Genomic DNA, 25,984 nt, shown 5'->3' on the forward strand with positions numbered 1-25,984 from the left:
GGAAACACCGCCTCCCTAGCCTTGAACCGTCCGGTTCAGACGGAGGAGGTCCCGTGACGCGGCTCACCGAGCTCGGCGACGACGCGGCGGCGCTGCGCCGCACCTTCGCCCTCTTCCCCTCCGGCGTCGCGGCGATCGCGGCGGAGGTGGACGGGGTGCGGCGGGTGCTCGTCGCGTCCTCGTTCCAGGTCGGGATCTCCGCCGACCCGCCCCTCGTCCTGTTCGCCGTCCAGCGGACGAGCGAGTCGTGGCCCGTCCTGCGGCGGGCCGAGCGGCTCGGCGTGTCCGTGCTCGGCGAGGCGCACGAGGACGCTTGCCGACAGCTCGCCGCCCGCGAGCCGGACCGCTTCGCGGGCATCCCCGTGACCCGCACCGCCCGCGGCGCCGTGCTCGTCGACGGGGCGCCGGTGCACCTCGAGTGCTCGGTCGAGGGCGAGACGCCGGCCGGCGACCACGACCTCGTGCTGCTGCGGGTGCACGCCCTCGCGACCGATCCGGCGGCGTCGCCGCTCGTCTTCCACGGCTCGACCTTCCGCCGCCTCGAGCCCGCGCGCACGGCGGCCTGAGCGCGTCGCCGACGGCCGCCGGCGGGGAGGCGGTCGCGGCGCCGGACCGCCCGGTCCCTAGACTGCCGCCGTGCTGACGACCGACGCGAGCGCCCGCTCCGGCGGCGCGGAGCGGCGGCGCAACCTGGCCCTGGTGCTGCAGCGGGTGCACGTGGCGCCCGCGACGCGGAGCGAGCTGACGCGGGAGAGCGGGCTGAACCGCTCGACGGTCGGCACCCTCGTCGCGGACCTCGCCGCCCGCGGCCTCGTCGTCGAGGACGAGCCCGCGGCGGGCGGCCAGGTGGGTCGGCCGAGCCCGGTCGTCCGCGCCGGCGAGCTGCCGGTCGCGGTCGCGATCAACCCCGAGCTCGACGCGGTCACCGTCGCGCTCGTGCACCTCGGCGGCGAGGTGCTCGCGGTGGAGCGCGCGCCGTTCCGCGCCGCGCCCTCCGTCGAGGACACGGTCCGCACCGGTGCCGACGCCGTGCGGCGGCTGCTCGCGCAGGCGCCCGAGCGCCGGCCGGTCGGCGCCGGCCTCGCGGTGCCGGGCGTCGTCCGCCCGGCGGACGGCTTCGTCCGGCTGGCGCCGCACCTCGGCTGGCGCGACGTGCCGCTCGCCGACCGGTTCGCGGACGCGCTCGGCCTGCCGACCGCCGCCGCGAACGACGCGGCGCTCGGGGCGCGGGCGGAGGGGCTCTTCGGCGCGGGCCGCGGCGTCGCCGACCTCGTCTTCCTGAACGGCGGCGCGAGCGGCATCGGCGGCGGCGTGATCGCGGGCGGCGTCCCGCTGACCGGCGCGGCCGGCCACGCCGGCGAGTTCGGGCACATGATCATCGGGACGCCGGGCGGCGTCGACACCCTGGGCGTGCACGGCACGCTCGAGGCCGCGGTGTCGCGGGCGGCGCTGCTGCGCGCGCTGCGGCTCGAGCACGCGACGCCCGAGCAGCTGGAGGCCGCGCTCGTGGCCTCGACCGACGCGGACGTCGCCCGCACGGTCGCCGTGCAGGTCGACGCGCTCGCGTCCGCGCTCGCCAACGTCGTCAGCGTGCTGAACCCGGCCCGCGTGATCCTCGGCGGCTTCCTCTCCGCGCTCGCGGCCGTCGCGGGGGAGCGCCTCGACGCGCTCGTCGCCGACCGGGCGCTGCCCGGCATCGGCGAGCGGCTCGAGGTGCGCCGCAGCGAGCTGGGCTCCCGGATCATGCTGATCGGGGCCGCCGAGCTCGCGTTCGCGCCGCTGCTCGCGGACCCCTCCGCCTATCAGCCCCGCTGAGCCGCCGGCCCCGCCGGGCGGTCAGCCGCGGAACGCGGAGGCGAGCGCCGCGGGCAGCAGCCAGGGCGCCCGGCCGCCCGCGAACCCGGTGAGCAGGCGCCCGGTCGTCGCGGCCGTCCGCGCCGTCACGAACCACGGCGGGCGCGGCGACAGCGCGCGCTCCCCGGCGAGCACGGACGCGGGGAAGGGGCGGAACGGTCCGTGCAGCACGGTCCGCTCCGCGCCGTCGACGAGCAGGGCGTTGTGCACGACGCCGATCCCGCTGCCCGCGTCCTGCAGCGTGCCGCCGGGGAACGCGCCCCAGGGCGTGGCCGCGAGCAGGAAGCCGAGCCCCGTCCACGCGTTGATCGCGATCGTGCCGTAGCGCAGCGCCGCGATCGCGCGCCCGAACCCGGCGCCGAGCGCGGCGCGGTCCTCGGGCCGGATCAGCACGTTCGCGCCGAGCGTGCCGACGAGGCCGTCGTTCGCGCGGCGGACCGCCTCGTCCAGGAACGCCTGTCCGGTGCCGGGCACGTCGACGACGCCGAGCACGGGCGCGAACCACTCGGTGCGCTCCATCGCCGTCGCGTCGCGGTCGCCGACCTCGATCAGCAGGCGGTCGCCGTCCGGTCCCAGCCGCTCCGCGCCGGGGTAGGCGCGGACGGCGGCGGCGCAGCGGTCCGCGCTGCCCGGGTACCAGTCGGGTCGCGGGGGAGCGGCGGCGAGGGCGCCGCGGACGGCGTCGAGGAACGCCTCGCGCTGCGGCCAGTCCGCGGCGAGCAGCAGCACCTGCCCGGCGATGCAGTTGTAGCCGCCGTTGTGCAGCCGCATCGTGGCGACGTGCTCGGCCTGGAAGGCGAGCTCCGACGCGGTCCACTCGCCGGGCACGACGATGATCGGCGAGGCGCCGCCGAGCTCGCTCGTGATGGGCGCGTCGAGCAGCGGCGTGCCGGCCCGGCGCCGCTGATCCGCCTCGGGACCGGTGCCCCAGACGATCGCGTCGTGGCTGACGATGCTGCCCGTGATGTGCACGTGCCGCACGAGCGGCCGGTGCGCGAGGAAGCCGCCGACCGCGGCCCCGCCCTGCACGACGCGGAGCAGGCCGGCGTCGACGAGCGGCGCGAACGCCGCCTCGAACGGGCCGGCGAGGTCCGCGAGGACCGGGTTCAGCTTCAGGACCGCGGCCCGGTTCTCCGCGACGAGGCCGTACAGCACGTCGAGCGGCGGGATCGAGGTGATGTTCCCGGCGCCGAGCACGAGGCCGACGCCGGCCGACTCGCCGACCCGCAGGGCGCCGAGCCCGGCGGTGAGCTTCGCGCGCTGGTCGGTGACGCCGGGCGGGAACCAGACCTCGGCGCGGAAGCCGTGCAGCAGCAGGCCCTCCACGGCGCCGAGCGGCATGACGTCGACCGCGCGCCGGCCGCCGGGCGCCGCGTGGAACGCGAGGTCGCGCAGCGGGCTGCGCCCCTCGGCGAGCGCGTCGAGGGTCCGTGCGAGGCGGTCGATCGCGGTGAGCACGGCGTAGGGGCCGGAGAGCCACTCCTCGCCGACGAGCGGCGACGCGGGGTCGAGCCCCTTGATCCGCGCCGCGGTCAGCGCCCAGTCCTCGGCGTGCTCCGCGACCGCCGCGTGCGTGCGGCGCAGCAGCGCGGCCCGCTCCGGCAGCGGGGTCACCGCCCAGCGCTCCGCGCCCGCGTCGAGCTCGCCGAGCAGCCGGTCGAGCACCGCCTCGTCGACCCGGTCCTCGACCCCTGCGGTGCCCACGCCCATGCGAACCCCTCCGTGCGCTCGCGAGAACGGTAGTCCTGAAGTCCCGGACGCGTCCCGGGTCGTCCCGCGACGGCGCGCGTCGGTCGACCGCGCCGCCATCCGCGAGGATGGGTGGACAAGGACGAGGAGGTTCACGTGCGGAACTGGTCGGGCACCTACGAGTACCGGGCGCAGTCGGTGGAGGCGCCGACGACCGTGGAGGAGGTGCAGGCGCTCGTCGCCCGCTCCCCGAGGATCCGCGCGCTCGGCACGCGGCACTCCTTCAACGACCTCGCGGACACGGACGGCGTGCTTGTCACGACGACGGAGATCGCGCCGGAGTTCGCGATCGACGAGGAGCGCCGCGTCGTCACGATCGGCGCCGGCACGCGCTACGCGGCGGTCGCCACCTGGCTGACGGAGCAGGGCTGGGCCCTGCACAACATGGGGTCGCTGCCGCACATCTCCGTCGGCGGCGCGATCTCGACCGGCACGCACGGTTCCGGCGACCTCAACGGCAACCTGTCGTCCGCGGTGCGCGGGCTCCAGCTCGTCGGCCCCGACGGCGACCTGCGCTGGGTCCGCCACGGCGACCCGGACTTCGCGGGGTCCGTCGTCGCGCTCGGCCTGCTCGGCGTGCTCGTGCGGCTCGAGCTCGCGATCGAGCCGACGTACCTCGTGCGGCAGGACGTCTACAAGGGCCTGCCGTGGGCGACGCTGCTCGCCGACGTCCCCGCCGTCACCTCGGCGGGCTACAGCGTCAGCGTGTTCACCGACTGGGTGACCGACCCCATCGGGCAGGTCTGGGTGAAGCGGAGGCTGGCCACCGCGGACGAGCCGGTGCCCGACGAGCTCGCGGGCGCGCAGCGGGACCCGGGGAACGCGTCGCAGATCCTCGAGTCCGAGGACGACAACACGACGCAGCAGGGGGTCGCGGGCGCCTGGTCCGCCCACCTGCCGCACTTCCGCATCGAGTCCACGCCGAGCAACGGCGACGAGATCCAGACCGAGTACTTCGTCGCGCACGCCGACGCGGCGGCGGCGCTCGCGGCCGTCCGCGAGCTCGGCCCCGACATCGCGCCGCACCTGCTGATCACGGAGCTGCGCACGATCGCGGCGGACGACCTGTGGATGAGCACGGCGTACGGCCGCGACTCGCTCGCGATCCACTTCACGTTCAAGAACGACACCGCGGCCGTGGAGGCCCTCTGCCCGCGGATCGAGGCGGCGCTGGAGCCGTTCGCGCCGCGCCCGCACTGGGGCAAGGTGAACACGGTCGCGCCGGAGGTGCTCGCCTCGCGCTACCCGCGGTTCGCGGACTTCGCCGACCTGGTGCGCCGCGTCGACCCCGACGGCAAGTTCGTCGGCCGCTCCACCGCCGGCCTGCTCGCCGCGGCGGTGTCCGCGTGAGCGCCGCGCTGCCGATCAGCGGCACCCCGATCGCGCTCCGTCGCGGCGCCTACGCCGCGGAGGTCGTCTCCGTCGGGGCCGCCCTGCGCGCGCTGACCCACGCCGGCCGCGACCTCGTCGTGCCGTTCGCGGAGGGGGAGGTGCGGCCGCTCTTCCGCGGCGTGACCCTGGTGCCGTGGCCGAACCGCGTCGTCGACGGCCGCTACGAGTTCGACGGCGTCGTGCAGCAGCTCGCGATCACCGAGCCCGACCGCGGCCACGCGCTCCACGGCCTCGCCGCCTGGAGCGACTACCGCGTCGTCACCCGCTCCTCCGACGCGGTCGTGCTCGAGACCGAGATCGTCGCGCAGGCCGGCTATCCGCACCGGCTGCGCGTGCGCGTCGAGCACCGCCTCGGCGACGACGGCCTCACCACGACGATCACGACGACGAACACCGGCCCGACGCGCGCGCCCTACGGGTCGTCGGGGCACCCCTACCTCGTCGGCGGTCCCGGCCGCGTCGACGACTGGACGCTCGAGCTCGCGGCGGACCGGGTGCTCGAGGTCGACGAGCGGCTCGCCCCGCGCGGCCTCGCCGACGTGCCCGGCGGGACCTTCGACTTCGCCGAGGCCCGCCCCATCGGCGACCTCTTCATCGACCACGCCTTCACCGGCCTCCGCGCGCACCGGGCGACCGTGCGCGCCGCGGACGGTCACGGGGCGGAGCTGCGCTGGGACGCCACCGCGCCGTGGGTGCAGATCCACACGGCGGACCGGCCGGAGCCCGAGTACGACCGGGCGGGCCTGGCCGTCGAGCCGATGACCTGCCCGCCGGACGCCTTCAACTCGGGCACCGATCTCGTCGTGCTCGAGCCCGGTGCATCGCACGGGCTCGCCTGGACCATCGCCGCCGTCTGACGCCGCCGTCCGGCGTCTCCGGAGGAGCGCGCCGGTCGGGGCGACTATGTTGGAGGGCACCACAAACCTCCCCCTCGGAAGGCGGCTGCGATGACGCAGGACGATCGGACCGTGCAGCACCGGCGAGCCCGGACCGAGGTGACGGTCGAGGACGCGGCCGGTCGCCCGCTGGCCGACGCGGAGGTGGTGGTCGAGCAGACGGGCCACGCCTTCGGCTTCGGCAACATCGGCTTCGACTTCCTGCCGCTCGTCGGCGGCCCGGCGCCCGAGGGCGCCGACGAGGTGGAGGCGTTCGGCACCGCGGAGGGGATCGGCCTCGAGACGCTGGCCGACGCCTACGTCGGGATCTTCAACCAGACGACGCTGCCCTTCTACTGGGGCCGCTACGAGCCGCGGCGCGGGCACCCCGACGAGGCGCGCCTCCGGGCGACGGCCGAGTGGTTCGTGGCGCGCGGGGTGACCGTGAAGGGGCACCCGCTCCTCTGGCACACGGTCCAGCCGGCCTGGCACGCGGACCTGCCGCTCGACGAGGTCGAGGCGCTGCAGCGCGCGCGCAGCCGCGACCTCACCGCCGGGTTCCGCGGGCTGATCGACGTCTGGGACGCCATCAACGAGGCCGTGATCATGCCCGTGTTCGAGAACGGCGCGAACCGCATCACCGACCTCGCGAAGGAGCGCGGGCGGCTCGGGATGATCCGGATGGCGTTCGACGAGGCGCGCGCCGGCAACCCGGACGCCGTGCTGCTCATCAACGACTTCGACCTCTCGCCCGCCTACGAGCGCCTGCTCGAGGAGGTGCTGGAGGCCGGCGTGCGGATCGACGCGATCGGCCTGCAGACGCACATGCACCAGGGCTTCCGCGGCGAGGAGGCGATCACGGCGATCCTCGACCGGTTCGCCCGCTTCGGCCTGCCGCTGCACATGACGGAGACGACCCTCGTCTCCGGGCACCTCATGCCGCCGGAGATCGAGGACCTGAACGACTACCGGATCCCCGAGTGGCCGTCGACGCCGGAGGGGGAGGAGCGGCAGGCGGACGAGATCGTCCGGCACTACCGCACGCTCGTCGGGCACCCCGCGGTGCAGGTCGTCAACTACTGGGGTCTCACCGACGCCGGCTCGTGGCTCGGCGCGCCCTCCGGGCTGCTCCGCGCCGACGGGTCGCGGAAGCCCGCCTACGAGGCGCTGCGGTCGCTGGTCCGCGAGGAGTGGTGGCACGCCCCCACGACCGTGCGCACGGACGGCGAGGGCCGGGTGGCGGTCGAGGGCTTCACCGGCGCGTACCGCGTCACCGCGGGCGACACGGCCGCGGCCTTCCCGCTCCGGCACGACGAGCCGCGCTCGCAGGTGCGCCTGCCGGCCTGATCCGGGCGCGGGCGCGCGCCTCGCTACGCTCGGGCCCATGTCGATGAAGGACCCGGACGGCGAGGCCGCGTCGGCGACGCTGTCGGAGATCGGCGCGCTCGCCGACGTGTCCATCTCGACCGTCTCGAAGGTGCTGAACGGCAGGCCGGGCGTCTCCGACGAGACCCGCGCGCGGATCGAGGCGCTGCTCCAGGAGCAGGGGTACAGCCGGCGGCAGGCGGCGCAGCGGCCGACCTCCCTGGTCGAGGTGCTCGTCTGGGAGATCGACAGCACGTGGGCGGTCGAGCTCATCGCCGGCGTCGAGCGCATCGCCCGCGAGCACGGGCTCGGGATGGTCGTCTCGAACACGCAGGACCGCAAGGTGTCCGACGCGCGCTGGCTGGAAGGCGTGATCGCGCGCCGGCCGGTCGGGGTGCTGCTCGTCGGCGCCGAGCTGCCGGAGTCGCAGCAGCGGCAGCTGCAGTCGCGGCAGATCCCCGTCGTCGCCATCGACCAGGGCGGCCGGACCGGCCTCGCGGAGCACTCCGTCGGGTCCGCGGACTGGAGCGGCGCCTTCGCCGCGACGCGCCACCTGCTCGACCTCGGGCACCGGCGCATCGCGATCATCACGGGCCCGGACGACATGATCGCCTCGGTCGCGCGGGTGTCCGGCTTCCGCGCGGCGCTCGACGCCGCCGGCGTGCCGCTGCCGGAGGAGTACGTGCGGCACGGCGAGTTCCACCGGCAGGACGGCCTCGAGCAGGGCCGGGCCCTGCTCGAGCTCGCGGCGCCGCCCACCGCGGTGTTCGCGTCGAACGACCTGCAGGCCCTCGGGGTCTACGAGGCCGCGCGGGCGCTCGACGTGCGCATCCCCGAGCAGCTCTCGGTCGTCGGCTACGACGACCTCAAGGCCGCGGCGTGGGTGGTGCCCGCGCTGACGACGATCCGCGTCCCCCTCGCCGAGATGGCGGAGCAGGCGACCCGGCTGCTGGTGCGGCTGCGGGACGAGCCCGGCTTCGCCGTCTCGCACATCGACCTCGCGACGTCCCTGGTCGTCCGGCAGTCCACCGCGCCCGCGCCGGACGCCGCGGGCTGAGCCCCGCCCACGGGCCCCGCGCTCAGGCGCGGTCGGTGCCCGCGCCGTGCGGCAGGCGCAGCCCGAGGACCGCGAGGTCGTGGTCCCCGCCGGTCTCGAGCCCGGAGATCGCGAGCACGCCCACCTGGGCGCCGCGGACGCGGATCGGCACCGCGCCCTCGCCGACGGCGAACCGCGCGCGCGGCAGCGCGAACACCTCGTAGAACTCGGGCCGGTCGTCGACGCCGTAGTGCTCCGCGACCGCGGCCGAGGAGCGGTCGAAGCGCCGCACCACCGCGGCCTTCCGCTCCGCCCAGACGTCGTTGTCGGCGGTGGCGCCCGGCAGCGCCGCGTGGAAGACGCGCTGCTCGCCGAGCGTGATGTCGATGACGACGGGCAGGCGCTCCGCCCGGCAGTGCTCGACGAGCGCGCTCCCGACGCGCCACGCGTCGTCGTGGTCGAACCGGTCGAAGTCGGGCAGGTCCTCGTCGCTCATGCGGTGCTCCTCGGGTGTTCGGTCGCGGGTCGGTCGGGGTCGATCAGGGGACGGTCGGCGGGGTCGGTCAGGCCGCCGGGGCGTCGAGCCACACGGCGGGGTCCGGCAGCAGGGCGGCGGCGCGGTCCCAGAACGCCTGCGGGATCGGCGCGGTCAGCGCCGCGAGCAGGCGCGGCACGCGGTCCGGCTTCGAGAAGCCGACGACCGTCGCGTCGATGCGGGGGTCGCGCACCGAGTGCTGCACGGCGGCGTCGGCGAGCGCGACCCCGAGCTCGTCGGCGAGGTCGTGCAGCGCGGCGGCGGCCGCGAGCACCTCCGGGCGGGCGGGGCGGAAGCCGTAGAGCGGCTTCGCGCCGCGGGACGCGAGCAGGCCGCCGCCCAGCACGGCGGCGTTGATCACGCCCAGCCCGTCGGCGCGGGCCCGGTCGATCAGCGGGTCGGCGGACCGGTCGAGCAGCGTCGCGCGCGAGTGGGTGAGGACGACCTCGAACGCGCCCGTGTCGAGCAGCCGCTCCATCGTGGGCACGTGGCCGGCGGCGAGGCCGATGTGCCCGACGACGCCCTCGTCGCGCAGCGCGAGGAGGGCCTCGATCGCGCCTCCTGGCCGGTCGAACCCCGCGTCGGGGTGGAACTCGGGGTCGTGGAGGTGGACGAGCGGCAGGTGCGCCAGGCCGAGCCGGGCGCGGCTCTCCTCGACCGAGGCGCGGACCCGGGCGCCGGAGAAGTCGCCGTCCCTCGCGTCGACCTTCGTCGCGACGAGCAGGCCGCTGCCCGGGAGGTCGCGCAGCGCGGCGCCGATGCGCTCCTCGCTCCGACCGCCCGAGTAGCCGTTCGCCGTGTCGATCATCCGGATCGGGCTCGCGGCGAGGTCGCGCACCAGCGCGACCGCCCGGTCCTCGGGGGTGTCGTACCCGAAGAGCTCGGGCATCCCGCCGAGCGGGCCGCCGCCCGCGGCGACGGCGGAGACGGTGAGCCCCGTCGCGCCGAGGGGTCGGAGCCACGCGGCGGAGTCCGGGCCGATCGGCGGGGTCGGCGGCACGGGCGCAGCCGGCGCGGTCGTCATCGGGCCTCGTCTCCAGGGCCGGCGGCGTCGTCGGCGGTGCCCCGGCTCGGTCATCGACCCTAGGGCGGGAGCGTCGGACTTAGCAACAGCGCGTGAAGAAAGGTTTCGCGATCCACGCCGCTCGTGTAGGACGGGAGCGACGGGCCGGGCGGCCCTGCGGAGGGAGGGCCGGGTCCCGTGATGGACGACGACGCGCACGACGAGACCGGGTTCCGGGCGATCTTCGACGGGCGCACGCTCGACGGCTGGCACGCCGCCCCGCGCGTGTACGGCACGGTCCGGCCGGGCGGCCCGATGCTCGCCGACGTGAGCGACGAGCCCCTGCCCGACCCCGCGGAGGCGGTGCGGCACGCGGCCGTCTGGCGGGTGGAGGACGGCGCGATCGTGGGGGAGCAGGATGCGCCGGGGAGCGGGTTCGGGGGCTACCTCGTGAGCAACGAGGCGTTCGGGGACATCGAGCTCCGGCTGCAGATGCGGCCGGACTGGCCCGCCGACACCGGCGTCATGCTGCGCCGGCTCCGCGACTCGTGGGAGGGGCTGCAGGTCCTCGTCGACCACCGCCGGTCCGGCTCGATCGGCGGCTTCTACGGCAACGGGCTCGCGGGCTTCCACGCGGTGCCGTTCTCGATCGACGCCGGTCTCGACGCCGCCGGCCGGCCCGACCGGCTGGTGCTCCAGGACCCGGCGACGAGCGTCGAGCCGCTGACGCCCGAGAAGCGCGCGCTGCTGACGCGGGCGGGGGACCCGGACGCCTTCCTCGCCGCCTGGCGCTTCGGCGACTGGAACGACCTGCGGGTGCGCTGCGTCGGCGCCCTGCCCGTGCTGACCACCTGGGTGAACGACGTGCTGGTCGCGGAGCTGGACGTGGCCGCGATCACCTGGCCCGGCTTCGACCCCGCGGCGGTGCTCGCCGCCCTGGGGCCGCGCGGCCACATCGCCTTCGAGGTGCACGACAACGACCCGCTGCTCGGCGAGGAGCGCTGGGGCGTCGGCGCGGCCTGCCGCTGGCGCGACGTCCGGGTGCGGGACCTCGCGGGCTGAGGTCCCGCACCCGGCGCCGGGCGGCCCCGGCTCGTCAGGCCCGGGCCCAGGGCTTCTCGCCGGTGGGCACGGGCTGCCCCGACCGCGCGGACTCCTCGATCGCGAGGCCGACGTGGTGGTCGTGCATCCCGTCGGCCAGCGGATAGGGCGCCGGGCCCTCCTCCCGCGCCCACGCGCCGGTGCGGGCGAGCAGCTCCGCGGTCCCGATCTCGTCGTCGGAGAGGCCGGCGCCCTGGAACCGGTTCCGGAAGACGAGGCGGCCCTCGAAGGGCAGGTGCGTCAGGTCGACGCCCTGGTAGTCCATGCCGATGCCCGTCACGGCCCGCTCGATCCGGGAGGCGACCGGCGTCACCGGGTCGAGCATCCGCACGACGGCCTCGTCGTGGATCTCCCCGGTCGACCCGCGCACGGTGAGGTGGTCGGGGCGCACGGGGTTCCACCACTGGTTGTCGGTGAAGTCGTAGAGGCCGGACCGCCCGGCGCCGAAGTCGATCGTCGAGAGGATCGTCCGCGCCGGCTTCTCCGCGGCGTCGTGCGTCCAGCCCTCCGGCGTGATCGGGTCGACGAGCGGTGCGGTGAAGGTCCGCGAGACCGCGGTCGTCGGCTCGCGCCCGACGTCGAGGAACGCGCGCATCATCGCGACCACGTGGTACAGGTGCGTGGAGCTGACGTGCACGGAGCCCGGGGTGCCGATCAGGCCCTCCCGCGTGAGCGCGAGCCGCGCGGCGTGGAGCGGCATGAAGGCGTACTGCTCGGCGACCTGGACGAGCCCGGCGGCGCCGACGTCGGCCCACAGCGCCCGCATGCCGTCGAGGTCCGGCGCGGGCGGCGTCTCCGCGAGCACGGGCACGCCCGCGGCCACGAGGTCGCGCGTCAGCACGGGCGTCACTGGCCATGGCACGCTCAGGACCACGAAGTCGGGGCGGTCGGCGGCGAGCAGCTCGTCGACGCTGCGGTGCGTCGGGACGCCGTACTCGCGCTCGACCCGCTCGCCCGACTCGGCGCGCCGGGTCACGACGCCGGTCGCCTCGAACACCTCGGGGAGGAGGCGGGCGAGGCGCAGGTAGGCCGTGGAGCGCCAGCCGGAGCCGACGAGCGCGTACCGGCTGCGCGCCGGCCGCTCGATCCCCTTCGTGCGGACCGCGGCGGTCATCGGCAGGGGGCGGAGGGGGTCCGCCGAGCGGGATCCCTCGTCGTCGTGCGTCATGCGTGGTTCCTTCCCGCCGGCCTCCTCGGCCGGCCGTGTCGGTGTCGGGGGCTGCGGGCGGGCCCGGTCGCGGCGGTGGCCGCGGCCCGGCGCCGGTGTAGATTCCGTCGACCTCCCCGGCGTGTCGGACCGGGCGACCACGGCTGGAGCGAGGCATGAGCGGAACCGCGGAGACGACGCCGACGCTGCGCGGCCGGTCGTCCGCCGAGACGCGCAGCGCCGTGCTCGACCTGATCCGCACGAGCGGCGGCATCAGCCGGGTCGACCTCGCCCGGCGCTCCGCGCTCACCGAGGCGACGATCTCGAAGATCGTGCGGGAGCTGCTGACGGCGGGGATCGTCGTGGAGTCCGGCTACGCGCAGTCGACCGGTGGGAAGCGCCCGGTGCTGCTGCGCCTGAACGGCGGCGGCGCGCACGCGCTCGGCCTGACGCTCGACTTCCACCGCTGCGTGATCGTGCTCAGCGGGGCCGACGGCACCGAGCTCGCGCGGAGCGAGGCGCAGGGCACGGGCTTCGACGAGCCCGGCGTCGCGCTCGACCGGCTGGCCGCCGCCGTCGACGGCCTGCTCGAGCGCGAGGGCGTCGACCGGGCGTCGGTCGCCGGGATCGGCGTCGCCGCCGCAGGTCGGCGCGGGTCGCCGCTCGCCGGCGTCGTGGACACGTCGTTCTTCGACGTGTGGGAGCCCTACCCGCTGGAGGCCGAGCTCGAGCTGCGCACGGGCCTCCCGGTGCTGCGCGAGAACGACGCCGACGCCGCCGCGCTCGGCGAGTACTGGACGAGCCCGCAGGCCTCCCGCGACTTCGTCGCGGTGTACATGTCGCACGGGATCGGCGCCGGGATCGTGATCAACGGCGCCATCTACCGGGGCGCGTCCGGCAACGCCGGCGAGATCGGCCACACGACGGTCGACCCGGACGGCCTGCCGTGCTGGTGCGGGTCGCGGGGCTGCCTCGAGACCGTGTCGAGCCCCCGCGCGATCGTGCGGACCGCGCTCGCCGACGACGCGCTGCGCGGCCGCCTCGGCGTCGACGAGGGCACGCCGCCGGACCGCGTCTACGGGCGGTTCCTCGAGCTGGCGGCGGGGGAGGACCAGCAGGCCGCGGCGATCCTCGACCGGGCCGCGGAGTCCTTCGCCGCGGCGGTCGTCGCGCTCGTCAACACGCTCGACCTCGATCTCGTCGTGCTCTCCGGGCCGGGCTTCGCGGGCGCCGGCGAGGCGTTCCTGACCGCGGCCCGCGCGCGCGTCGAGCGCACCGCCTTCATGCGGGAGCTGCACCCGATCGTCGTGCGGCAGTCGGTCGCTGGACCCGACACGGCGGCGCTCGGTGCGGCCTCCGTCGTGCTGCACCGGCATCTGACGCCCCATCGCTCCGTCTGAGCCGCAGGGCGGCACGACAGGTCACGAAAACACACGAAACCTTTCGTTCGCAAGTGTTGCTTTGTGCCCGTCGGCGCTCCTAGGCTGCCGCCCACACAGCCCCGTGGACGTGGCGCGATGCGATCCGTCCACACCCCGACGGACGGAAGACGATGCGGTTTTCTCCTCACTCGACGATGAAGGCGGTGGTCGCCGCCGCGAGCGTGGCGGTCCTCGCCGCGGGCCTGGTCGGCTGCAGCAGCGGCTCGGGCGGCGGTGACGGCGGGTCCGCCACCAAGGGCGAGATCACCTGGTGGAGCTGGACCCCGGACAACAACGTGGCGGACGCGGAGATCGCGGCCTTCAATGAGAAGTACCCGGACATCAAGGTCAACTACCGCAAGGTGCCGATCGACAACTACGCGGCGCTGCTCCGGCCCGCGCTCGCGTCGAACGACGGCCCCGACGTGTTCTCGGTCAACGCGACCGGCTCCTTCTCGGCGAAGACCTTCGCCGCCTACGCGGTCGACCTCACGCCGGACATCACGAAGCTCCTCGGCGACGACTGGAAGTCGAAGGTGTTCGACGGCGGCACGAAGGCCTTCACCATCGACGGCCGCCTCGTCGCGGGCCAGTTCGCGAAGGTCGGCGCCGGCATCATGTGGATCAACAAGGCGACCTTCGACAAGTACAAGGTCACGCCGCCGAAGACCTACGACGAGTGGGTCGCCGCCTGCAAGACGTTCCGCGCGAACGGCCTCGGTTGCTTCCGCGAGGGCATGGCGGGCAGCGCCGGCTTCATCGTCGACACGATGCACTCGATCGTCGACAGCGTCGAGCCCGGCCTGTGGGCGAAGGCCCTCGCCGGCAAGGCGAAGTGGAACGACCCCGGCTTCGTGAAGTCGTTCGAGATCCTGCGCAAGATGCAGGACGACGGCATCCTCGACAAGGGCTCGACCGGCATCATGCAGTACCCGGACGTCAACAACGCCTTCCTCACCGGCAAGGTCCCGATGGTCCAGATGGGCACCTGGTACTCCCAGTACTCCGTCAAGAAGAACCTCGCCGCCGCGGTGGAGGGCGCCGGCGGGTCCTCCGGCGGCGACTCGGTCGTCGAGCTCCCGATCCCGTTCCCGGACGTGGCCGGCCAGGGCAACCCGTCGACCGTGTTCTCCGACGTCGACGCCGGGCACGCCGTCAACGCGAAGAGCAAGAACCGCAACGCGGCGATCACCTTCGCGCTCTGGATGGGCCACACGAAGGACGGTCAGCAGGCCGTCGTGAACGGCCTCGACTCCGTCGCCACCCTGAAGGGCGTGCAGCCGGACTTCGACAAGATCGAGCTGGTCGCCCCCGACGTGCAGCGCCCCGAGCTGGAGAAGCTCGCGACCTCGCTCGACGGCAAGCTCGACCCGCGGTACGGCACGACGCTGTCGGCCGAGGTGAGCCAGGCGATCATCGACGCCAGCCAGGCGATGGTGAGCACGAGCAAGTCCGCGACCGACGTCGCGAACGACCTCCAGTCCGTCGCGGACTCGCAGGGCTGATCGATGGCGACGACGGCGACATCGACCGAGCGGGGACGGGCATGACGACGTCGGCGACGACGAACAACGCCGCCGGCGTGGCGACCGAGAGGTCGTCACGCCGGCGGGGCGGCCTCTCCCGGCCGCCCGGGCTGCCCTGGGTGCTGCCGGCCCTCGTGGTCTCGGTCGGCGTCCTCTACTACTGCATCGGGTACACCGGCTACCTCTCGACCCTGAAGTGGGACGGCGCGTCGCCCCTGCAGCTGCCGGTCGGGCTCGCGAACTACGCGACGATGGTCAAGGACCCGATCTTCTGGCGGGCCATCGGGAACACGGCGGTCTTCTACGTCGTGACCTTCTCGGTCCAGGTGGTGCTCGGGGTGGTGCTCGCCTCCCTGCTGCACTCGCGGCTGTACCTGAAGACGCTCTACAAGGTGTTGATCTTCATCCCCGTGGTGCTGGCGCCGGCGACCACCGCCCCGGTCTTCCGCGAGATCTACGCCCCGACCGGCACGCTCAACACCCTGCTGCAGGGCGTGGGGCTCGGCGGGCTCTCGACGGCCTGGTTCGCGAACGGCACCTTCTCGCTGATCATCATCATGTCGGTGCAGATCTGGCAGTCGACGGGCGTCGTCTTCATCCTCTACTTCGCCGCGATCGGCCAGATCGAGCCGGAGATGGTGGAGGCCGCGCGCATCGACGGCGCCGGCGACCTGCGGATCCTCGGCTCGATCGTCTGGCCGAGCGTGCGGGGGACCACGATCGCGATCGCGATCCTGTCCGCGATCGGCTCGTTGAAGACGTTCGACATCCCGTTCCTCATCACGAGCGGGGGACCGACGTACGCGACCGAGTTCCTCGGCACCCGGATCTACCGGATCAGCGTGCAGTACTCGAACGTCGGCCTCGGCGCCGCGTTCTCCATCGTGCTGCTCGTGCTCGCGGTCGGCACCGCCGTGCTGATCCAGGCGGGCGCCCGTCGACGGGAGGCGAGGAGCGGTGTTTGAGACGCGACGCCTGCGGACCCGCATCGGGCTGCAGCTGCTGCTGACGGTGCTCGTCGTGCCGTTCGTGTTCCCGCTGTACGCGATGGTGCAGGGCTCGCTCGCCGGCCTCGGCTGGGGCAACTACGCGACCGTGCTCTCGCTGCCCGTGCTGCCGCGGTTCTTCATCAACAGCGCGCTGATCTCGGCGGCCGTGATCGTGATCGTGATGTTCTGCACCATGACCGCGGCCTTCGGCTTCTCGAAGCTGCACATCCGGTTCAAGGAGGTGTACTTCTGGCTGCTGCTGATCTGCCTGACGCTGCCGGGCGTCGTGCTGATCGCGCCGCTGTTCGCGACGGTGACGAAGGTGGGGGCCTACAACACCCTCTGGGCCGTGATCATCCCGGTCGCGGCGCTGCAGATCCCGTTCACGACGCTGCTCGCGCGGAACTTCGTGGACGGCATCCCGAGCGAGCTGATCGAGGCGGCGCGGGTCGACGGCGCGAGCATCGTCCGGGTCTTCTGGAACGTGCTGCTCCCGCTCAGCCGGCCGATCATGGCGGCGGTGCTGGTGCTCGTGTTCATCAACTCGTGGAACGAGTTCCTGCTCGCGCTCCTGTTCCTGCAGACCCCCGACCAGCAGACGATCACCCTCGTGCCGTCGTTCTTCGTCGGGCAGTACAACAACGACCAGACCAAGGTGCTCGCCGCCGCCGTCCTCACCGGGCTGCCCGTCGTCATCGCCTACATCGCCCTCCAGCGCTTCTTCGAGCGCGGCCTCGCGGCCGGCGCCCTGAAGTAGCCGCCCGGACCGACCCCGACCGACCCCGCACGACCCCATCGGCGCACCGGCGCTCCCGCCGCCGCGCCCGCGAACTCCCGCATCGAAAGGAACCACCCATGCCGCACGCCCGGATCGACCTCCACGAGCACCACCGGCCCCGCCTCGCCGAGTACAGCGCCGCCATCCTCAAGGGGATGGTCCGCGGGCTCGAGATGCCGGAGTGGGACCTCTTCCAGTCCTTCCGCGTCCACCAGCCCGGCGAGCTCGTCTTCAACCGCACGTTCCCGGGCGTGCAGCGCGACGACATCATCTTCATCGAGCTGCTCGCGCAGGTCGGGTACACCGACGAGCAGAAGCAGGCCGGCATGCGCGCGATCGTCGAGGAGCTGGAGGCGATCGGCGTGAAGCGCGACGACGTGATGCTCGACTTCCTCGAGGTGCACGGCGCCGCCTGGTACCCGCTCGCGACCGCCGACGACGTCGCGGCCGAGGGCTGACGGCCCCGCGCATGGCGCACTTCCGCACCCTCGCGCCCGGCCAGACGGCCCGCGTCCACGTGCACGACGCCGTGACGGGCGAGGACGTGGTGGTCCACGAGAGCACCGACGTGCTGCTCGAGGCGCCGAACTGGACCGCCGACGGAGCCGCGCTGCTCGTGAACGGGCAGGGCGTGCTCTGGTCCCTCGCACCCGAGCCGGGCGCCCGGCCCGTCCGCATCGAGCACGAGGACCTGCCCGAGATCAACAACGACCACGTCCTCGACCCCGACGGCGCGCACGTGTACCTGTCCGCGATGGACGGGCACATCCACCGCGCGCCGATCGCGGGCGGCCGGGCGGCGCGCATCACGCGCGACGACGGCGTCTGGCACTTCCTCCACGGCGTCTCGCCGGACGGGCGGCGGCTCGCGTACGTGCGGATGGCGTCCTTCGAGGAGCCCGGCCGGCTGGCCGTGATCGCGAGCGACGGCGGCGACTCGACGATCGTCGACACGGGGGAGGGGCACATCGACGGCCCCGAGTGGAGCCCGGACGGCACCTGGCTGTACTTCAACACCGAGCGCTGGGCCACCGCGCCCGGGCACGCGCAGCTCGCCCGCGTCCCGGACGGCGGCGGCGGCGAGGTCGAGCGGCTGCACTCGAGCGGCACCGTCGACTGGTTCCCGCACCTCGCGCCGGACGGCCGCACCGCCGTGTACATCGAGTTCCCGCCGGGGACGGAGGGGCACCCGGCCGACAAGGACGTGGCGCTCGTCGTCGTCGACGTCGCGGACTGGAGCGCACCGCGGAAGCGGATCCGCATCCCGGGCGGGCAGGGCACCGTCAACGTGAACAGCTGGGCCCCGGACTCGCGCCGGTTCGCCTACGTGTCGTACCCCGTGTCGGGCTGACGACCCCACCAGGACCACCGGGCCCCCGGACCGCGGGGGCCCGGCTCGACGATCGATCCCGGGCCGGTCGGCCCGGCCAGGAAGGACCAGACCATGCTGGAGCAGGACGAGGCGGCGCTGACCGTCCTCTACATCGGCGGCACCGGGACCATCAGCGCCTCGTGCGTGCGGCTCTCGGTCGAGAGCGGCATGCGCGTCGCCGTGCTGAACCGGGGCAACAACACGAAGCAGCGGGACCTGCCCGACGACGTCGAGTGGATCACCGCGGACGTGACCGACGAGGCCGCGCTCGCCGCGGCGCTCGAGGGCCGGTCGTTCGACGCGATCGTGAACTTCCTGTCCTACGACCGCGACGACGCCGAGCGGGCCGTCCGCGTGCTCGGGCCGCTGACCCGGCAGTACGTCTACATCTCCTCCGCCTCCGTCTACGGCAAGCCCGTGCTGCAGACGCCGGTCACCGAGTCGACCCCGACCCACAACCGGTTCCTCGCCTACGCGCGGGCGAAGCTCCGCGCGGAGCGGGTGCTGCAGGACGCGTACGCGGAGCACGGCTTCCCGATGACGATCGTGCGGCCCTCGCACACCTACGACGACGCGAACCCGCCCCTGCCCGGCGACTGGACCGTGGTCGACCGGATCGCGAACGGCGACGAGATCCCCGTCCACGGCGACGGCACCTCGCTCTGGACGCTGACGCACGCGGAGGACTTCGCGGTCGGCCTCGTCGGCCTGCTCGGCAACCCGCGCGCGATCGGCGAGGTCTTCCACATCACGGGCGACGACGTGTGGACGTGGGACCAGATCTACACGACCATCGCCGAGGCGCTCGGGGTGCCGGCGAAGCTCGTGCACGTGCCGAGCGAGCTCTACCCGGTCGTGGCGCCGGACTGGTTCTGGTCCGAGCTGCTGGTCGGCGACCTCGCCCACAGCGCGGTGTTCGACAACACGAAGATCAAGCGGTTCGTCCCCGCGTTCGGGCAGCGCCTCACCTTCCACCGCGCCGTGCGCCGCATGCTCGCGTGGCGTGCCGAGCACCCGGAGCTGACCGGGCGGGACGCCACCACGGACGCCGTGCTCGAGCGGATCGTGGCCGCCTACCACGCGGGCCGTGCGGCGTTCGCCGAGCACGCGCCTGCCACCGTGGACGCGTGAGCACGACGCCGCCGATCGCACCCCGTCCGCTCGGGCGGACGGGGCTCGCGGTCACGCCGATCTGCGTGGGCACGAGCCCGCTCGCCTCCATGCCCCGGCTCTACGGGTACGAGGTGGACGACGACCGCGCGGTCGCGACCGTGGAGGCCGCCTTCGCCGGGCCGTTCGACTTCGTCGACACCTCCAACGGCTACGGCGACCACGGGGAGGCCGAGGTCCGGATCGGCATCGCGATCCGGCGCGCGGGCGGGCTGCCCGCCGGCGTGGTCCTCGCGACGAAGGTCGACCCGGCGCCCGGGTCGAGCGACTTCTCCGGCGACCGGGTGCGGCGCTCGTTCGAGGAGAGCCTCGAGCGCCTCGGCGTCGACCGCGTGCCCCTGCTGCACCTGCACGACCCCGAGCGCATCTCCTTCGAGGAGGGCGTCGCGCCGGGCGGTCCGCTCGAGGCGCTCGTCGCCCTCCGCGAGCAGGGACTCGTCGACCGGATCGGCGTCGCCGGAGGACCGGTGCCGCTGCTCCAGCGCTACCTGGACACAGGGGCCTTCGACGTCGTGCTGAGCCACAACCGGTACACGCTGCTCGACCGCTCGGCCGAAGGGCTCTTCGCCGCCGCCGCAGCGGCGGGGATCGGCGTGATCAACGCGGCCCCCTACGGCGGCGGGATGCTCGTCAAGGGCCCCGACGTGCAGACGAAGTACGCGTACGGCGAGCGGGACGAGGGGATCGCGGCCGCGGCCCGCGCGATGGCCGCGGCGTGCGCTCGGTACGACGTGCCGCTGCCGGCGGCCGCGCTCCAGTTCTCGCTGCGCTCGCCCCACGTGCACTCGACCGTGGTCGGGATGTCGTCGCCGGAGCGCGTCGCCGCGACGGCCGGGCTCGCCGCCGTACCGGTGCCGGACGACCTGTGGGCGGAGCTCGAGGCGCTCGTGCCGGCCGCCGACGGGTGGCTCGACCCGCCCGCCTGATCCGCGCCGCCGCCCGCCTCCTGGCCCGCCTCCCGATCCGGACGAAGGGGTCCGCATGACCGACACCGCCGCAGAAGCCGCCTACGCCGTCTACCCGAGCCTCGCCGGCCGGACCGCCTTCGTCTCCGGGGGCGCGTCCGGCCTCGGCGCGGAGTTCGTGGAGCAGCTCGCCGCCCAGGGGGCGCGGGTCGGCTTCGTGGACGTCGACGAGGAGCGGGGGCGCGCGCTCGAGCGGCGGCTCTCGGACGCCGGGCGGACCGTGCGGTTCCTGCCCTGCGACGTGCGGGACGTGCCGGCGCTGCAGGCGGCGATCCGGGAGGTCGCGGCGGCGCTCGGTCCCGTCCGGGTGCTCGTGAACAACGCCGCGAACGACCACCGCGACAGGGTCGCCGACATGGACGAGGCCCTGTGGGACGACCGCATCGCCGTCAACGTGCGGCACCACTTCTTCGCGACGCAGGCGGCGGCGGAAGGCATGCGCGACGCCGGCGGCGGATCGGTGATCAACCTCGGGTCGATCAGCGCGCACATCGACCTGATGGACCTGCCGGGCTACATCACGGCGAAGGCCGGGGTGGAGGGCCTGACGCGGACGCTCGCCCGCGAGTACGGCCCCTGGGCGATCCGGGTGAACTGCATCATCCCGGGCTGGATCATGACGGAGAAGCAGCTCACCGAGTGGGTCACGCCCGAGGCGGAGGAGTCGATCGCCCGGAACCAGTGCCTGCCGCAGAAGCTCTACCCGGACGACGTCGCCCGCATGCTGCTCTGGCTCGCGGCGGACGACTCCCGCTCCTGCACCGCGCAGCGCTGGATCGTCGACGGCGGCTGGATGTAGCCCCGCCCCGGGCTCCTTCGCGGATCCGCATTTCCTTCGCGGATCCGCAGTTCCTTCGCGACACGCCGATGCCGTCGGGTCAGGACGCGGCGTGTCGGCGAGTTCTTGCGGATCCGCGAAGCCAGACCCGGCGGATCGTCTCCACGACCCACTCGGTCTCCCGGACGGCCTGGTTCTGCGTGAAGCGGAGGGGGTGCTGGCCGAACTGCGCGACGGTCGCGTCCCGCACCCGGTCCCGCTCGACCGCGTCCCGACCGGCGTGCGTCTCCATGCCGTCGATCTCGACCGGGAGCCAGCCGTCGACCAGGCCGTCCGTCCGGTAGCCACTCGTGAGGCGCGGGTTCGGGACGAAGGGGACCCCCGCGTCCTCGGCGGCGAGCCGCACCATCGTCTCCCCGGAGGTCTCGGACCGCGGATCGCTGCGGTCGACGGCCGAGCGCAGGTGCTCGGGGAGCAGCGACCGGAGCCGCGACAGGTCGGAGTCGGGCAGCAGCGGCTCGCGCCGCGCGGGGCATCGCGCGGAGTCGATCGCGGCGACGAGCCACCGCCACTCGACGCAGGCGGCGAGCTGCAGGATCGCGTCGACGGGAGAGACGCGCCAGCCCCGGATCGGGTCGGTCCGACGCTCCCAGTGCCATCGGACGTCGGGCTGCGAGGACGCCCACGCCCGGCGGCTGGCGTCGTCCGAGCGGCGGAGGCGCGTCGTGCCGGGCTCGATCGCGACCTCGAGCCGATGGTCGGGGTGCTCCGGGACCGCGATGCCCCACGACGCGGCGGCGCTGACGCAGCCGAGGACGCCGCCGACCCGGACCGCCTCCACGCCGGCCGCCGGGGTCGCCGGATCGACGTACCAGCCGATGCGCGGGCGGAGGAGCACGCCGAGGTGCCGGAGCCGCGCCACCTCGGTGCGGGCGAGGCCCGCCTCGAGGAACCGCTGCAGGTGGGCGACGCCGTCGTGCGCCGCGAGCACGGCGCGGGCGGCCCGGAGGAGCGGCGCGAGGTCGGTGGTCACGGCCGAGCAGCATCCGCGGGTCGAGCCCGTCGCGCACCTCCACCGCGTGGGGAGGGAGCGATCGCGGGCTCGGCGATGACGCGGATCCGCAGAAATCGGCCGACACGCCGTCCCGAGCGGTGCTCGGAGCGGCGTGTCGGCCGAGAACTGCGGATCCGCGGAGGAAGTGCGGATCCGCGAACGTGCGGGTCAGGGGTGCTGGACGCCGTCCACGCGCTGCGGGACGCGCCACGGGTTCGCGTCCTGGAGGGGCTCCGGCAGCAGCGCCTCGGGGAGGTCCTGGTAGGCCACGGGGCGGAGGAAGCGCTCGATCGCCGCGGTGCCGACGCTCGTCGTGCCGACGGCGGTCGTCGCCGGGTAGGGGCCGCCGTGCTGCTGCGCGTACGTCACCGAGACGCCCGTCGGCCAGCCGCCCCAGAGCACGCGACCCGCGCGCTCGGTCAGCACCTCGAGCAGTGCCGGCACGACCTGGTCGTCCGGCTCGCCCTGCACGGTCGCGGTCAGCTGCCCCTCGAGCACCCGAGCGGCAGCGAGGAGCTCCTCGTCGTCCCGGTACTCGACCACGAGCGCGGCGGGGCCGAAGACCTCGGCGGTCAGGGGTCGCGGGTCCGCGAGGACCTCGGCGGCGCTCGTGCGCAGCAGCACGGGTGCCGGGTCGTCCGCCGGGTCGACCGTGCCCTCGAGCACCTCCACGACCTCGTGCGACGCGAGCGTCCTCAGCGCGGACTCGTACCCGGAGCGGATCCGGTCGTTCAGCATCGGCGCGCCGGCGACCTCGCGGAGGCGCTCGGCGACGAGGCCGGGCACGGGGGAGTCGGCCGGCACGAACAGCAGGCCGGGCTTGGTGCAGAACTGGCCGACGCCGAGCGACATCGAGCCGGCGAAGCCCGCCGCGATCTCCTCGCCCCGCGCGGCGACGGCCGCCGCCGTCACGAACGCCGGGTTCGTGCTGCCGAGCTCGCCGTAGAACGGGATCGGCACCTCGCGGCCGCTCGCCAGGTCGAACAGCGCGCGGCCGCCGCGCAGCGAGCCCGTGAAGGCGCCCGCCGCGACCCGCGGGTCCTGGATGAGGGCGCGGCCGGTCTCCTGGCCCTCCACGACGGCGAAGATCCCGGAGGGGGCGCCCGCGCCCTCGAGGGCCGCGACGAGCACCGCCGCGGTCGCGCGGGACAGCTCCGGGTGCCCCGGGTGCGCGACGAGCACGACCGGGCAGCCGGCGGCGAGGGCGGAGGCGGTGTCGCCGCCCGCGACCGAGAACGCGAACGGGAAGTTGCTCGCGGCCCACACCGCGACGGGGCCGAGCGGCACGAGCACGCGCCGGAGGTCCGGCCGCGGGCCCATGCCCCAGTCGGGGTCGGCGTGGTCGACCACGGCGTGGAGGTAGGCGCCCGCGTCGACCTCGTCGGCGAAGAGCCGCAGCTGGAACGTGGTCCGCTTCAGCTCGCCGGTGAGGCGCGGCAGCGGCAGCCGGCTCTCCTGGCGCGCGAGCGGCAGGAGGCGGTCGGCGGCGCCGTCGAGCGCGTCCGCGGCGGCGCGCAGCCAGCCCGCGCGCTCGGCCGGCGGGCGGCCCTTCAGCACCGCGGCCGCGGCGACGGCGTCGTCGAGCAGGCGGTCGAGCTCGTCCGGGGCGGTGTCGGTCATCGGGCTCCTCCAGCGGCGCGGCCGCGCAGGTCGGTGCCGACCTCGCGGACGGGGTTCTCCAGCACGCCGACGCGGTCGATCGTCACGCGGACGACGTCGCCGGCGGCGAGCGTGAACGACTCGGGCGGGACGATGCCCGTGCCGGTCAGCAGCACGGCGCCCGCCGGGAACGGCATCGCGGCGAACAGCCACGCGCCGAGGTCCTCGGCGGTCCGGGTGATCGTCGAGGTCGACGTCGTGCCCTCGAACGCCGTCGCGCCGTCGCGCTCGATCTCGAGCCGGATGTCGAACGGGCCCTCGACCTCCCAGGCCGGGACGATGGCGGGGCCGAGCGCGCAGGCGGCCTCGTAGACCTTCGCCTGCGGCAGGTACAGCGGGTTGTCGCCCTCGATGGAGCGGCTCGACATGTCGTTGCCGGGCACGTACCCGAAGAGCTCGCCGCGGCTCGTGAAGACCAGGCCGAGCTCGGGCTCCGGCACGTCCCAGTCGGAGTCGACGCGGATGCCGACGGGCTCGCCGGGCGCGACGACGCGGCCCGCGGGCGCCTTGAAGAACACCTCCGGCCGCTCGGCGACGTACACGCGGTCGTAGATCGACGCCTCCGTCGACTCGGCCATCCGCTCGTCGCGGCTGCGCTCGTAGGTCACGCCCGCTGCCCAGACCTCCTGCAGGTCGACCGGGGCGGCGACGCCCGTGCCGGCGTCGGTCGGCGTCGCCGCGTCGAGCCGCGCCCGCGCCTCGTCGAGCGGCAGCGCCAGCAGGTCCGCGAGGCCCCCCTCGATGAGCCGGTCCTCCCCGTCGCGGCGCACGACCCACCGGTCGCCGTCGGCGGTCAGGACGTGCCGGATCGCGCCCTGGGGCACGTCAGCGGGACTCACGGGGTTCCTCCGATCCGCCCGGCGGCATCGCGCGGGCACCTCAAGCCTGGCGCATCCTCCCCGAGTGCGCACCCGGTGCCGGGCGGCTCCGGCGCGTCCTTCGAAACCCGATCGAAACCGTTGACAGGGGCTATGGAAAACGTTTCTCCTTCTGGTCAACCGCCGCCGGCGCCGGCCCCGGTCACGATGAAGTCGACCACCGCTAGGAGCACGTCCATGTCCTTCCGCCCACCCCTCGCGCGGCGCTCCGCCGCCGTCTCCGCCGCCGCGGTGCTCGCCGTCGCCCTCGCAGCAGGAGGCGCGATGAACGCCTCCGCCGCCACCGAGGGCACCGGCCGCACAACGCTGCGCGCCCTCGCCCAGCCGACCGGCCTCCGCATCGGCACCGCCATCAACACCGACGAGCTCGGGTCGAACGCCCGCTACGACCGGATCGCCGCGAGGCAGTTCAGCTCCGTCACGCCCGAGAACGTCATGAAGTGGGACGCGGTCGAGCCGCAGCGGGGGCAGTTCGACTACGCCGACGCCGACGAGCTGATCCGCTTCGCGAAGAAGAACCACCAGCTCGTCCGCGGCCACACGCTCGTCTGGTACAACCAGCTGCCCCAGTGGCTGGTGGAGCTCGGGCCGAGCCTGACGAAGAAGCAGGCCACCGCGATCCTGAAGCAGCACGTCATCGACGAGGTGACGCACTTCAAGGGCCGGATCTGGCAGTGGGACGTCGTCAACGAGGCGTTCGAGGAGGACGGGACGCTGCGCAACAGCCTCTGGCTGCAGAAGATCGGCCCGAGCTACATCGAGAAGGCGTTCCGGTGGGCCCACGAGGCCGACCCGAAGGCGCTCCTCTTCTACAACGACTACAACATCGAGTACGGCGGCCCGAAGCAGGACGCCGCCTACGCGCTGGTGAAGGGCCTGAAGAAGAAGGGCGTGCCGATCGACGGCGTCGGCTTCCAGACGCACCTCGACACGCAGTACGGCATCCCGGACCTCGAGACCACGATGAAGAAGTTCGCGAAGCTCGGGCTGAAGACCGCGGAGACCGAGGTCGACGTGCGCACCACCCTGCCGGTGACCCCGGTCGAGCAGTCGGCGCAGAACGCCGGCTACAGCGAGACGCTGCAGGCCTGCCTGCTGGTCAAGGCCTGCATCTCGTACACGGTGTGGGGCTTCGGGGACGAGTACTCGTGGATCCCCGGCGTCTTCCCCGGTGAGGGCGCGGCCGACCTCTACGACGAGAACCTCGTCGCGAAGCCGCAGTACACCGCCCTGCAGACCGTGCTCCGCACGGCGAAGGGCGTTCCGCACCGCCGCTGAGCGGCGGCTCGCGCCCCGCGGGCCTCGGGACCGGCCGGTCTCGAGGCCCGCTGCGCTCG

At 74.4% G+C, this 25,984-nt stretch carries 24 protein-coding genes; 17 read left to right on the plus strand and 7 right to left on the minus strand.

All coding sequences use genetic code 11. The annotated features are described in order from the left end of the window. Nucleotides 1-53 precede the first annotated feature (53 nt). Nucleotides 54-566 carry a flavin reductase family protein gene (locus tag D1781_RS04920; RefSeq protein ID WP_233550999.1) on the plus strand — a complete coding sequence of 171 codons (513 nt, stop codon included), beginning with the start codon at nucleotides 54-56 and terminating at the stop codon, nucleotides 564-566. Nucleotides 567-636: 70 nt separating this feature from the next. Then, on the plus strand, nucleotides 637-1,815 hold the full coding sequence (locus tag D1781_RS04925) for an ROK family protein (protein WP_233551001.1): 1,179 nt from the start codon (nucleotides 637-639) through the stop codon (nucleotides 1,813-1,815). A gap of 21 nt (nucleotides 1,816-1,836) precedes the next feature. Here D1781_RS04925 and D1781_RS04930 read toward each other — a convergent pair whose 3' ends face one another. Continuing rightward, nucleotides 1,837-3,564 (minus strand): aldehyde dehydrogenase family protein, encoded by a 1,728-nt coding sequence (locus tag D1781_RS04930; RefSeq protein ID WP_119481113.1) that lies wholly within the window; start codon nucleotides 3,562-3,564, stop codon nucleotides 1,837-1,839. A 135-nt stretch (nucleotides 3,565-3,699) separates the two neighbouring features. On the opposite strand from D1781_RS04930, the gene D1781_RS04935 reads away from it, so the two are divergent. The 4 genes from D1781_RS04935 to D1781_RS04950 all read left to right on the plus strand — a co-directional run bounded on the left by D1781_RS04935 (nucleotide 3,700) and on the right by D1781_RS04950 (nucleotide 8,292). After that, nucleotides 3,700-4,953: an FAD-binding protein gene (locus tag D1781_RS04935; RefSeq protein ID WP_233551003.1), complete on the plus strand. Its 1,254-nt coding sequence runs from the start codon at nucleotides 3,700-3,702 to the stop codon at nucleotides 4,951-4,953. Beyond that, entirely contained in the window at nucleotides 4,950-5,852 is a 903-nt protein-coding gene (locus D1781_RS04940) for an aldose 1-epimerase family protein (RefSeq protein ID WP_119481115.1), read from the plus strand. Before D1781_RS04935 ends, D1781_RS04940 begins: the two co-directional genes overlap by 4 nt. 90 nt (nucleotides 5,853-5,942) lie before the next feature. Continuing rightward, nucleotides 5,943-7,217 carry an endo-1,4-beta-xylanase gene (locus D1781_RS04945; RefSeq protein WP_119481116.1) on the plus strand — a complete coding sequence of 425 codons (1,275 nt, stop codon included), beginning with the start codon at nucleotides 5,943-5,945 and terminating at the stop codon, nucleotides 7,215-7,217. Nucleotides 7,218-7,254: 37 nt separating this feature from the next. Continuing rightward, a complete protein-coding gene (locus D1781_RS04950) occupies nucleotides 7,255-8,292 on the plus strand; it encodes a LacI family DNA-binding transcriptional regulator (RefSeq protein WP_119481117.1) in 1,038 nt (345 codons plus the stop codon). A 22-nt stretch (nucleotides 8,293-8,314) separates the two neighbouring features. Here D1781_RS04950 and D1781_RS04955 read toward each other — a convergent pair whose 3' ends face one another. After that, nucleotides 8,315-8,767, minus strand: a complete 453-nt coding sequence (locus D1781_RS04955; RefSeq protein WP_119481118.1) for a heme-binding protein — start codon at nucleotides 8,765-8,767, stop codon at nucleotides 8,315-8,317. A gap of 67 nt (nucleotides 8,768-8,834) precedes the next feature. Further along, the gene (locus tag D1781_RS04960) at nucleotides 8,835-9,830 is read right to left on the minus strand and encodes an aldo/keto reductase (protein ID WP_119481119.1); all 996 of its coding nucleotides are present in this window, start codon (nucleotides 9,828-9,830) and stop codon (nucleotides 8,835-8,837) included. 180 nt (nucleotides 9,831-10,010) lie between these two features. On the opposite strand from D1781_RS04960, the gene D1781_RS04965 reads away from it, so the two are divergent. After that, complete coding sequence (locus tag D1781_RS04965) at nucleotides 10,011-10,871, plus strand: 3-keto-disaccharide hydrolase (RefSeq protein ID WP_119481120.1); 861 nt, start codon at nucleotides 10,011-10,013, stop codon at nucleotides 10,869-10,871. 34 nt (nucleotides 10,872-10,905) lie between these two features. On the opposite strand, the gene D1781_RS04970 is transcribed toward D1781_RS04965, so the two are convergent. Continuing rightward, nucleotides 10,906-12,078, minus strand: coding sequence for a Gfo/Idh/MocA family protein (locus D1781_RS04970; RefSeq protein WP_233551005.1), 1,173 nt, complete (start codon nucleotides 12,076-12,078; stop codon nucleotides 10,906-10,908). A gap of 155 nt (nucleotides 12,079-12,233) precedes the next feature. On the opposite strand from D1781_RS04970, the gene D1781_RS04975 reads away from it, so the two are divergent. The 9 genes from D1781_RS04975 (at nucleotide 12,234) to D1781_RS05015 (ending at nucleotide 21,077) form a co-directional block, all read left to right on the plus strand. Continuing rightward, the gene (locus D1781_RS04975) at nucleotides 12,234-13,457 is read left to right on the plus strand and encodes an ROK family transcriptional regulator (protein WP_119481121.1); all 1,224 of its coding nucleotides are present in this window, start codon (nucleotides 12,234-12,236) and stop codon (nucleotides 13,455-13,457) included. A gap of 185 nt (nucleotides 13,458-13,642) precedes the next feature. Then, nucleotides 13,643-14,983: an ABC transporter substrate-binding protein gene (locus tag D1781_RS04980; RefSeq protein ID WP_158590001.1), complete on the plus strand. Its 1,341-nt coding sequence runs from the start codon at nucleotides 13,643-13,645 to the stop codon at nucleotides 14,981-14,983. A 41-nt stretch (nucleotides 14,984-15,024) separates the two neighbouring features. Then, a complete protein-coding gene (locus D1781_RS04985; RefSeq protein WP_119481123.1) occupies nucleotides 15,025-15,969 on the plus strand; it encodes a carbohydrate ABC transporter permease in 945 nt (314 codons plus the stop codon). Beyond that, a complete protein-coding gene (locus tag D1781_RS04990; RefSeq protein WP_119481124.1) occupies nucleotides 15,962-16,750 on the plus strand; it encodes a carbohydrate ABC transporter permease in 789 nt (262 codons plus the stop codon). The genes D1781_RS04985 and D1781_RS04990 overlap by 8 nt, the downstream gene beginning before the upstream one ends. Nucleotides 16,751-16,848: 98 nt before the next feature. Next, nucleotides 16,849-17,229: a tautomerase family protein gene (locus D1781_RS04995; RefSeq protein ID WP_119481125.1), complete on the plus strand. Its 381-nt coding sequence runs from the start codon at nucleotides 16,849-16,851 to the stop codon at nucleotides 17,227-17,229. Between the two features lie 11 nt (nucleotides 17,230-17,240). After that, nucleotides 17,241-18,122: a TolB family protein gene (locus D1781_RS05000; RefSeq protein WP_119481126.1), complete on the plus strand. Its 882-nt coding sequence runs from the start codon at nucleotides 17,241-17,243 to the stop codon at nucleotides 18,120-18,122. Nucleotides 18,123-18,215: 93 nt separating this feature from the next. Beyond that, nucleotides 18,216-19,274, plus strand: a complete 1,059-nt coding sequence (locus D1781_RS05005; RefSeq protein ID WP_119481127.1) for an NAD-dependent epimerase/dehydratase family protein — start codon at nucleotides 18,216-18,218, stop codon at nucleotides 19,272-19,274. Continuing rightward, nucleotides 19,271-20,239 carry an aldo/keto reductase gene (locus D1781_RS05010; RefSeq protein ID WP_233551006.1) on the plus strand — a complete coding sequence of 323 codons (969 nt, stop codon included), beginning with the start codon at nucleotides 19,271-19,273 and terminating at the stop codon, nucleotides 20,237-20,239. Before D1781_RS05005 ends, D1781_RS05010 begins: the two co-directional genes overlap by 4 nt. A gap of 55 nt (nucleotides 20,240-20,294) precedes the next feature. Continuing rightward, nucleotides 20,295-21,077 carry an SDR family NAD(P)-dependent oxidoreductase gene (locus tag D1781_RS05015; RefSeq protein WP_119481128.1) on the plus strand — a complete coding sequence of 261 codons (783 nt, stop codon included), beginning with the start codon at nucleotides 20,295-20,297 and terminating at the stop codon, nucleotides 21,075-21,077. 79 nt (nucleotides 21,078-21,156) lie between these two features. Here the strand turns inward: D1781_RS05015 and D1781_RS05020 are convergent, their stop codons facing one another. The 3 genes from D1781_RS05020 to D1781_RS05030 form a co-directional block, all read right to left on the minus strand. Beyond that, nucleotides 21,157-22,089 (minus strand): PDDEXK family nuclease, encoded by a 933-nt coding sequence (locus D1781_RS05020; RefSeq protein ID WP_119481129.1) that lies wholly within the window; start codon nucleotides 22,087-22,089, stop codon nucleotides 21,157-21,159. A 189-nt stretch (nucleotides 22,090-22,278) separates the two neighbouring features. Next, nucleotides 22,279-23,730, minus strand: coding sequence for an aldehyde dehydrogenase (NADP(+)) (locus tag D1781_RS05025; protein WP_119481130.1), 1,452 nt, complete (start codon nucleotides 23,728-23,730; stop codon nucleotides 22,279-22,281). Then, a complete protein-coding gene (locus D1781_RS05030; RefSeq protein ID WP_233551014.1) occupies nucleotides 23,727-24,608 on the minus strand; it encodes a fumarylacetoacetate hydrolase family protein in 882 nt (293 codons plus the stop codon). The genes D1781_RS05025 and D1781_RS05030 overlap by 4 nt, the downstream gene beginning before the upstream one ends. Before the next feature lie 216 nt (nucleotides 24,609-24,824). Here D1781_RS05030 and D1781_RS05035 point away from each other — a divergent pair, with 216 nt between their 5' ends. Continuing rightward, on the plus strand, nucleotides 24,825-25,925 hold the full coding sequence (locus tag D1781_RS05035; protein ID WP_119481132.1) for an endo-1,4-beta-xylanase: 1,101 nt from the start codon (nucleotides 24,825-24,827) through the stop codon (nucleotides 25,923-25,925). The last annotated feature ends 59 nt before the right edge of the window (nucleotides 25,926-25,984 follow it).

Source organism: Amnibacterium setariae, from assembly GCF_003581425.1.
GTDB classification, from domain to species: Bacteria; Actinomycetota; Actinomycetes; order Actinomycetales; family Microbacteriaceae; genus Amnibacterium; species Amnibacterium setariae.

Excerpts from the sequence above, each read along its gene's own strand:
- D1781_RS04930 (WP_119481113.1), bottom strand. The coding sequence starts at position 3,564 with ATGGGCGTGGGCACCGCAGGGGTCGAGGACCGGGTCGACGAGGCGGTG.
- D1781_RS04945 (WP_119481116.1), top strand. The coding sequence starts at position 5,943 with ATGACGCAGGACGATCGGACCGTGCAGCACCGGCGAGCCCGGACCGAG.
- D1781_RS04950 (WP_119481117.1), top strand. The coding sequence starts at position 7,255 with ATGTCGATGAAGGACCCGGACGGCGAGGCCGCGTCGGCGACGCTGTCG.
- D1781_RS04955 (WP_119481118.1), bottom strand. The coding sequence starts at position 8,767 with ATGAGCGACGAGGACCTGCCCGACTTCGACCGGTTCGACCACGACGAC.
- D1781_RS04960 (WP_119481119.1), bottom strand. The coding sequence starts at position 9,830 with ATGACGACCGCGCCGGCTGCGCCCGTGCCGCCGACCCCGCCGATCGGC.
- D1781_RS04965 (WP_119481120.1), top strand. The coding sequence starts at position 10,011 with ATGGACGACGACGCGCACGACGAGACCGGGTTCCGGGCGATCTTCGAC.
- D1781_RS04970 (WP_233551005.1), bottom strand. The coding sequence starts at position 12,078 with ATGACGCACGACGACGAGGGATCCCGCTCGGCGGACCCCCTCCGCCCC.
- D1781_RS04975 (WP_119481121.1), top strand. The coding sequence starts at position 12,234 with ATGAGCGGAACCGCGGAGACGACGCCGACGCTGCGCGGCCGGTCGTCC.
- D1781_RS04985 (WP_119481123.1), top strand. The coding sequence starts at position 15,025 with ATGACGACGTCGGCGACGACGAACAACGCCGCCGGCGTGGCGACCGAG.
- D1781_RS04995 (WP_119481125.1), top strand. The coding sequence starts at position 16,849 with ATGCCGCACGCCCGGATCGACCTCCACGAGCACCACCGGCCCCGCCTC.
- D1781_RS05000 (WP_119481126.1), top strand. The coding sequence starts at position 17,241 with ATGGCGCACTTCCGCACCCTCGCGCCCGGCCAGACGGCCCGCGTCCAC.
- D1781_RS05005 (WP_119481127.1), top strand. The coding sequence starts at position 18,216 with ATGCTGGAGCAGGACGAGGCGGCGCTGACCGTCCTCTACATCGGCGGC.
- D1781_RS05015 (WP_119481128.1), top strand. The coding sequence starts at position 20,295 with ATGACCGACACCGCCGCAGAAGCCGCCTACGCCGTCTACCCGAGCCTC.
- D1781_RS05025 (WP_119481130.1), bottom strand. The coding sequence starts at position 23,730 with ATGACCGACACCGCCCCGGACGAGCTCGACCGCCTGCTCGACGACGCC.
- D1781_RS05035 (WP_119481132.1), top strand. The coding sequence starts at position 24,825 with ATGTCCTTCCGCCCACCCCTCGCGCGGCGCTCCGCCGCCGTCTCCGCC.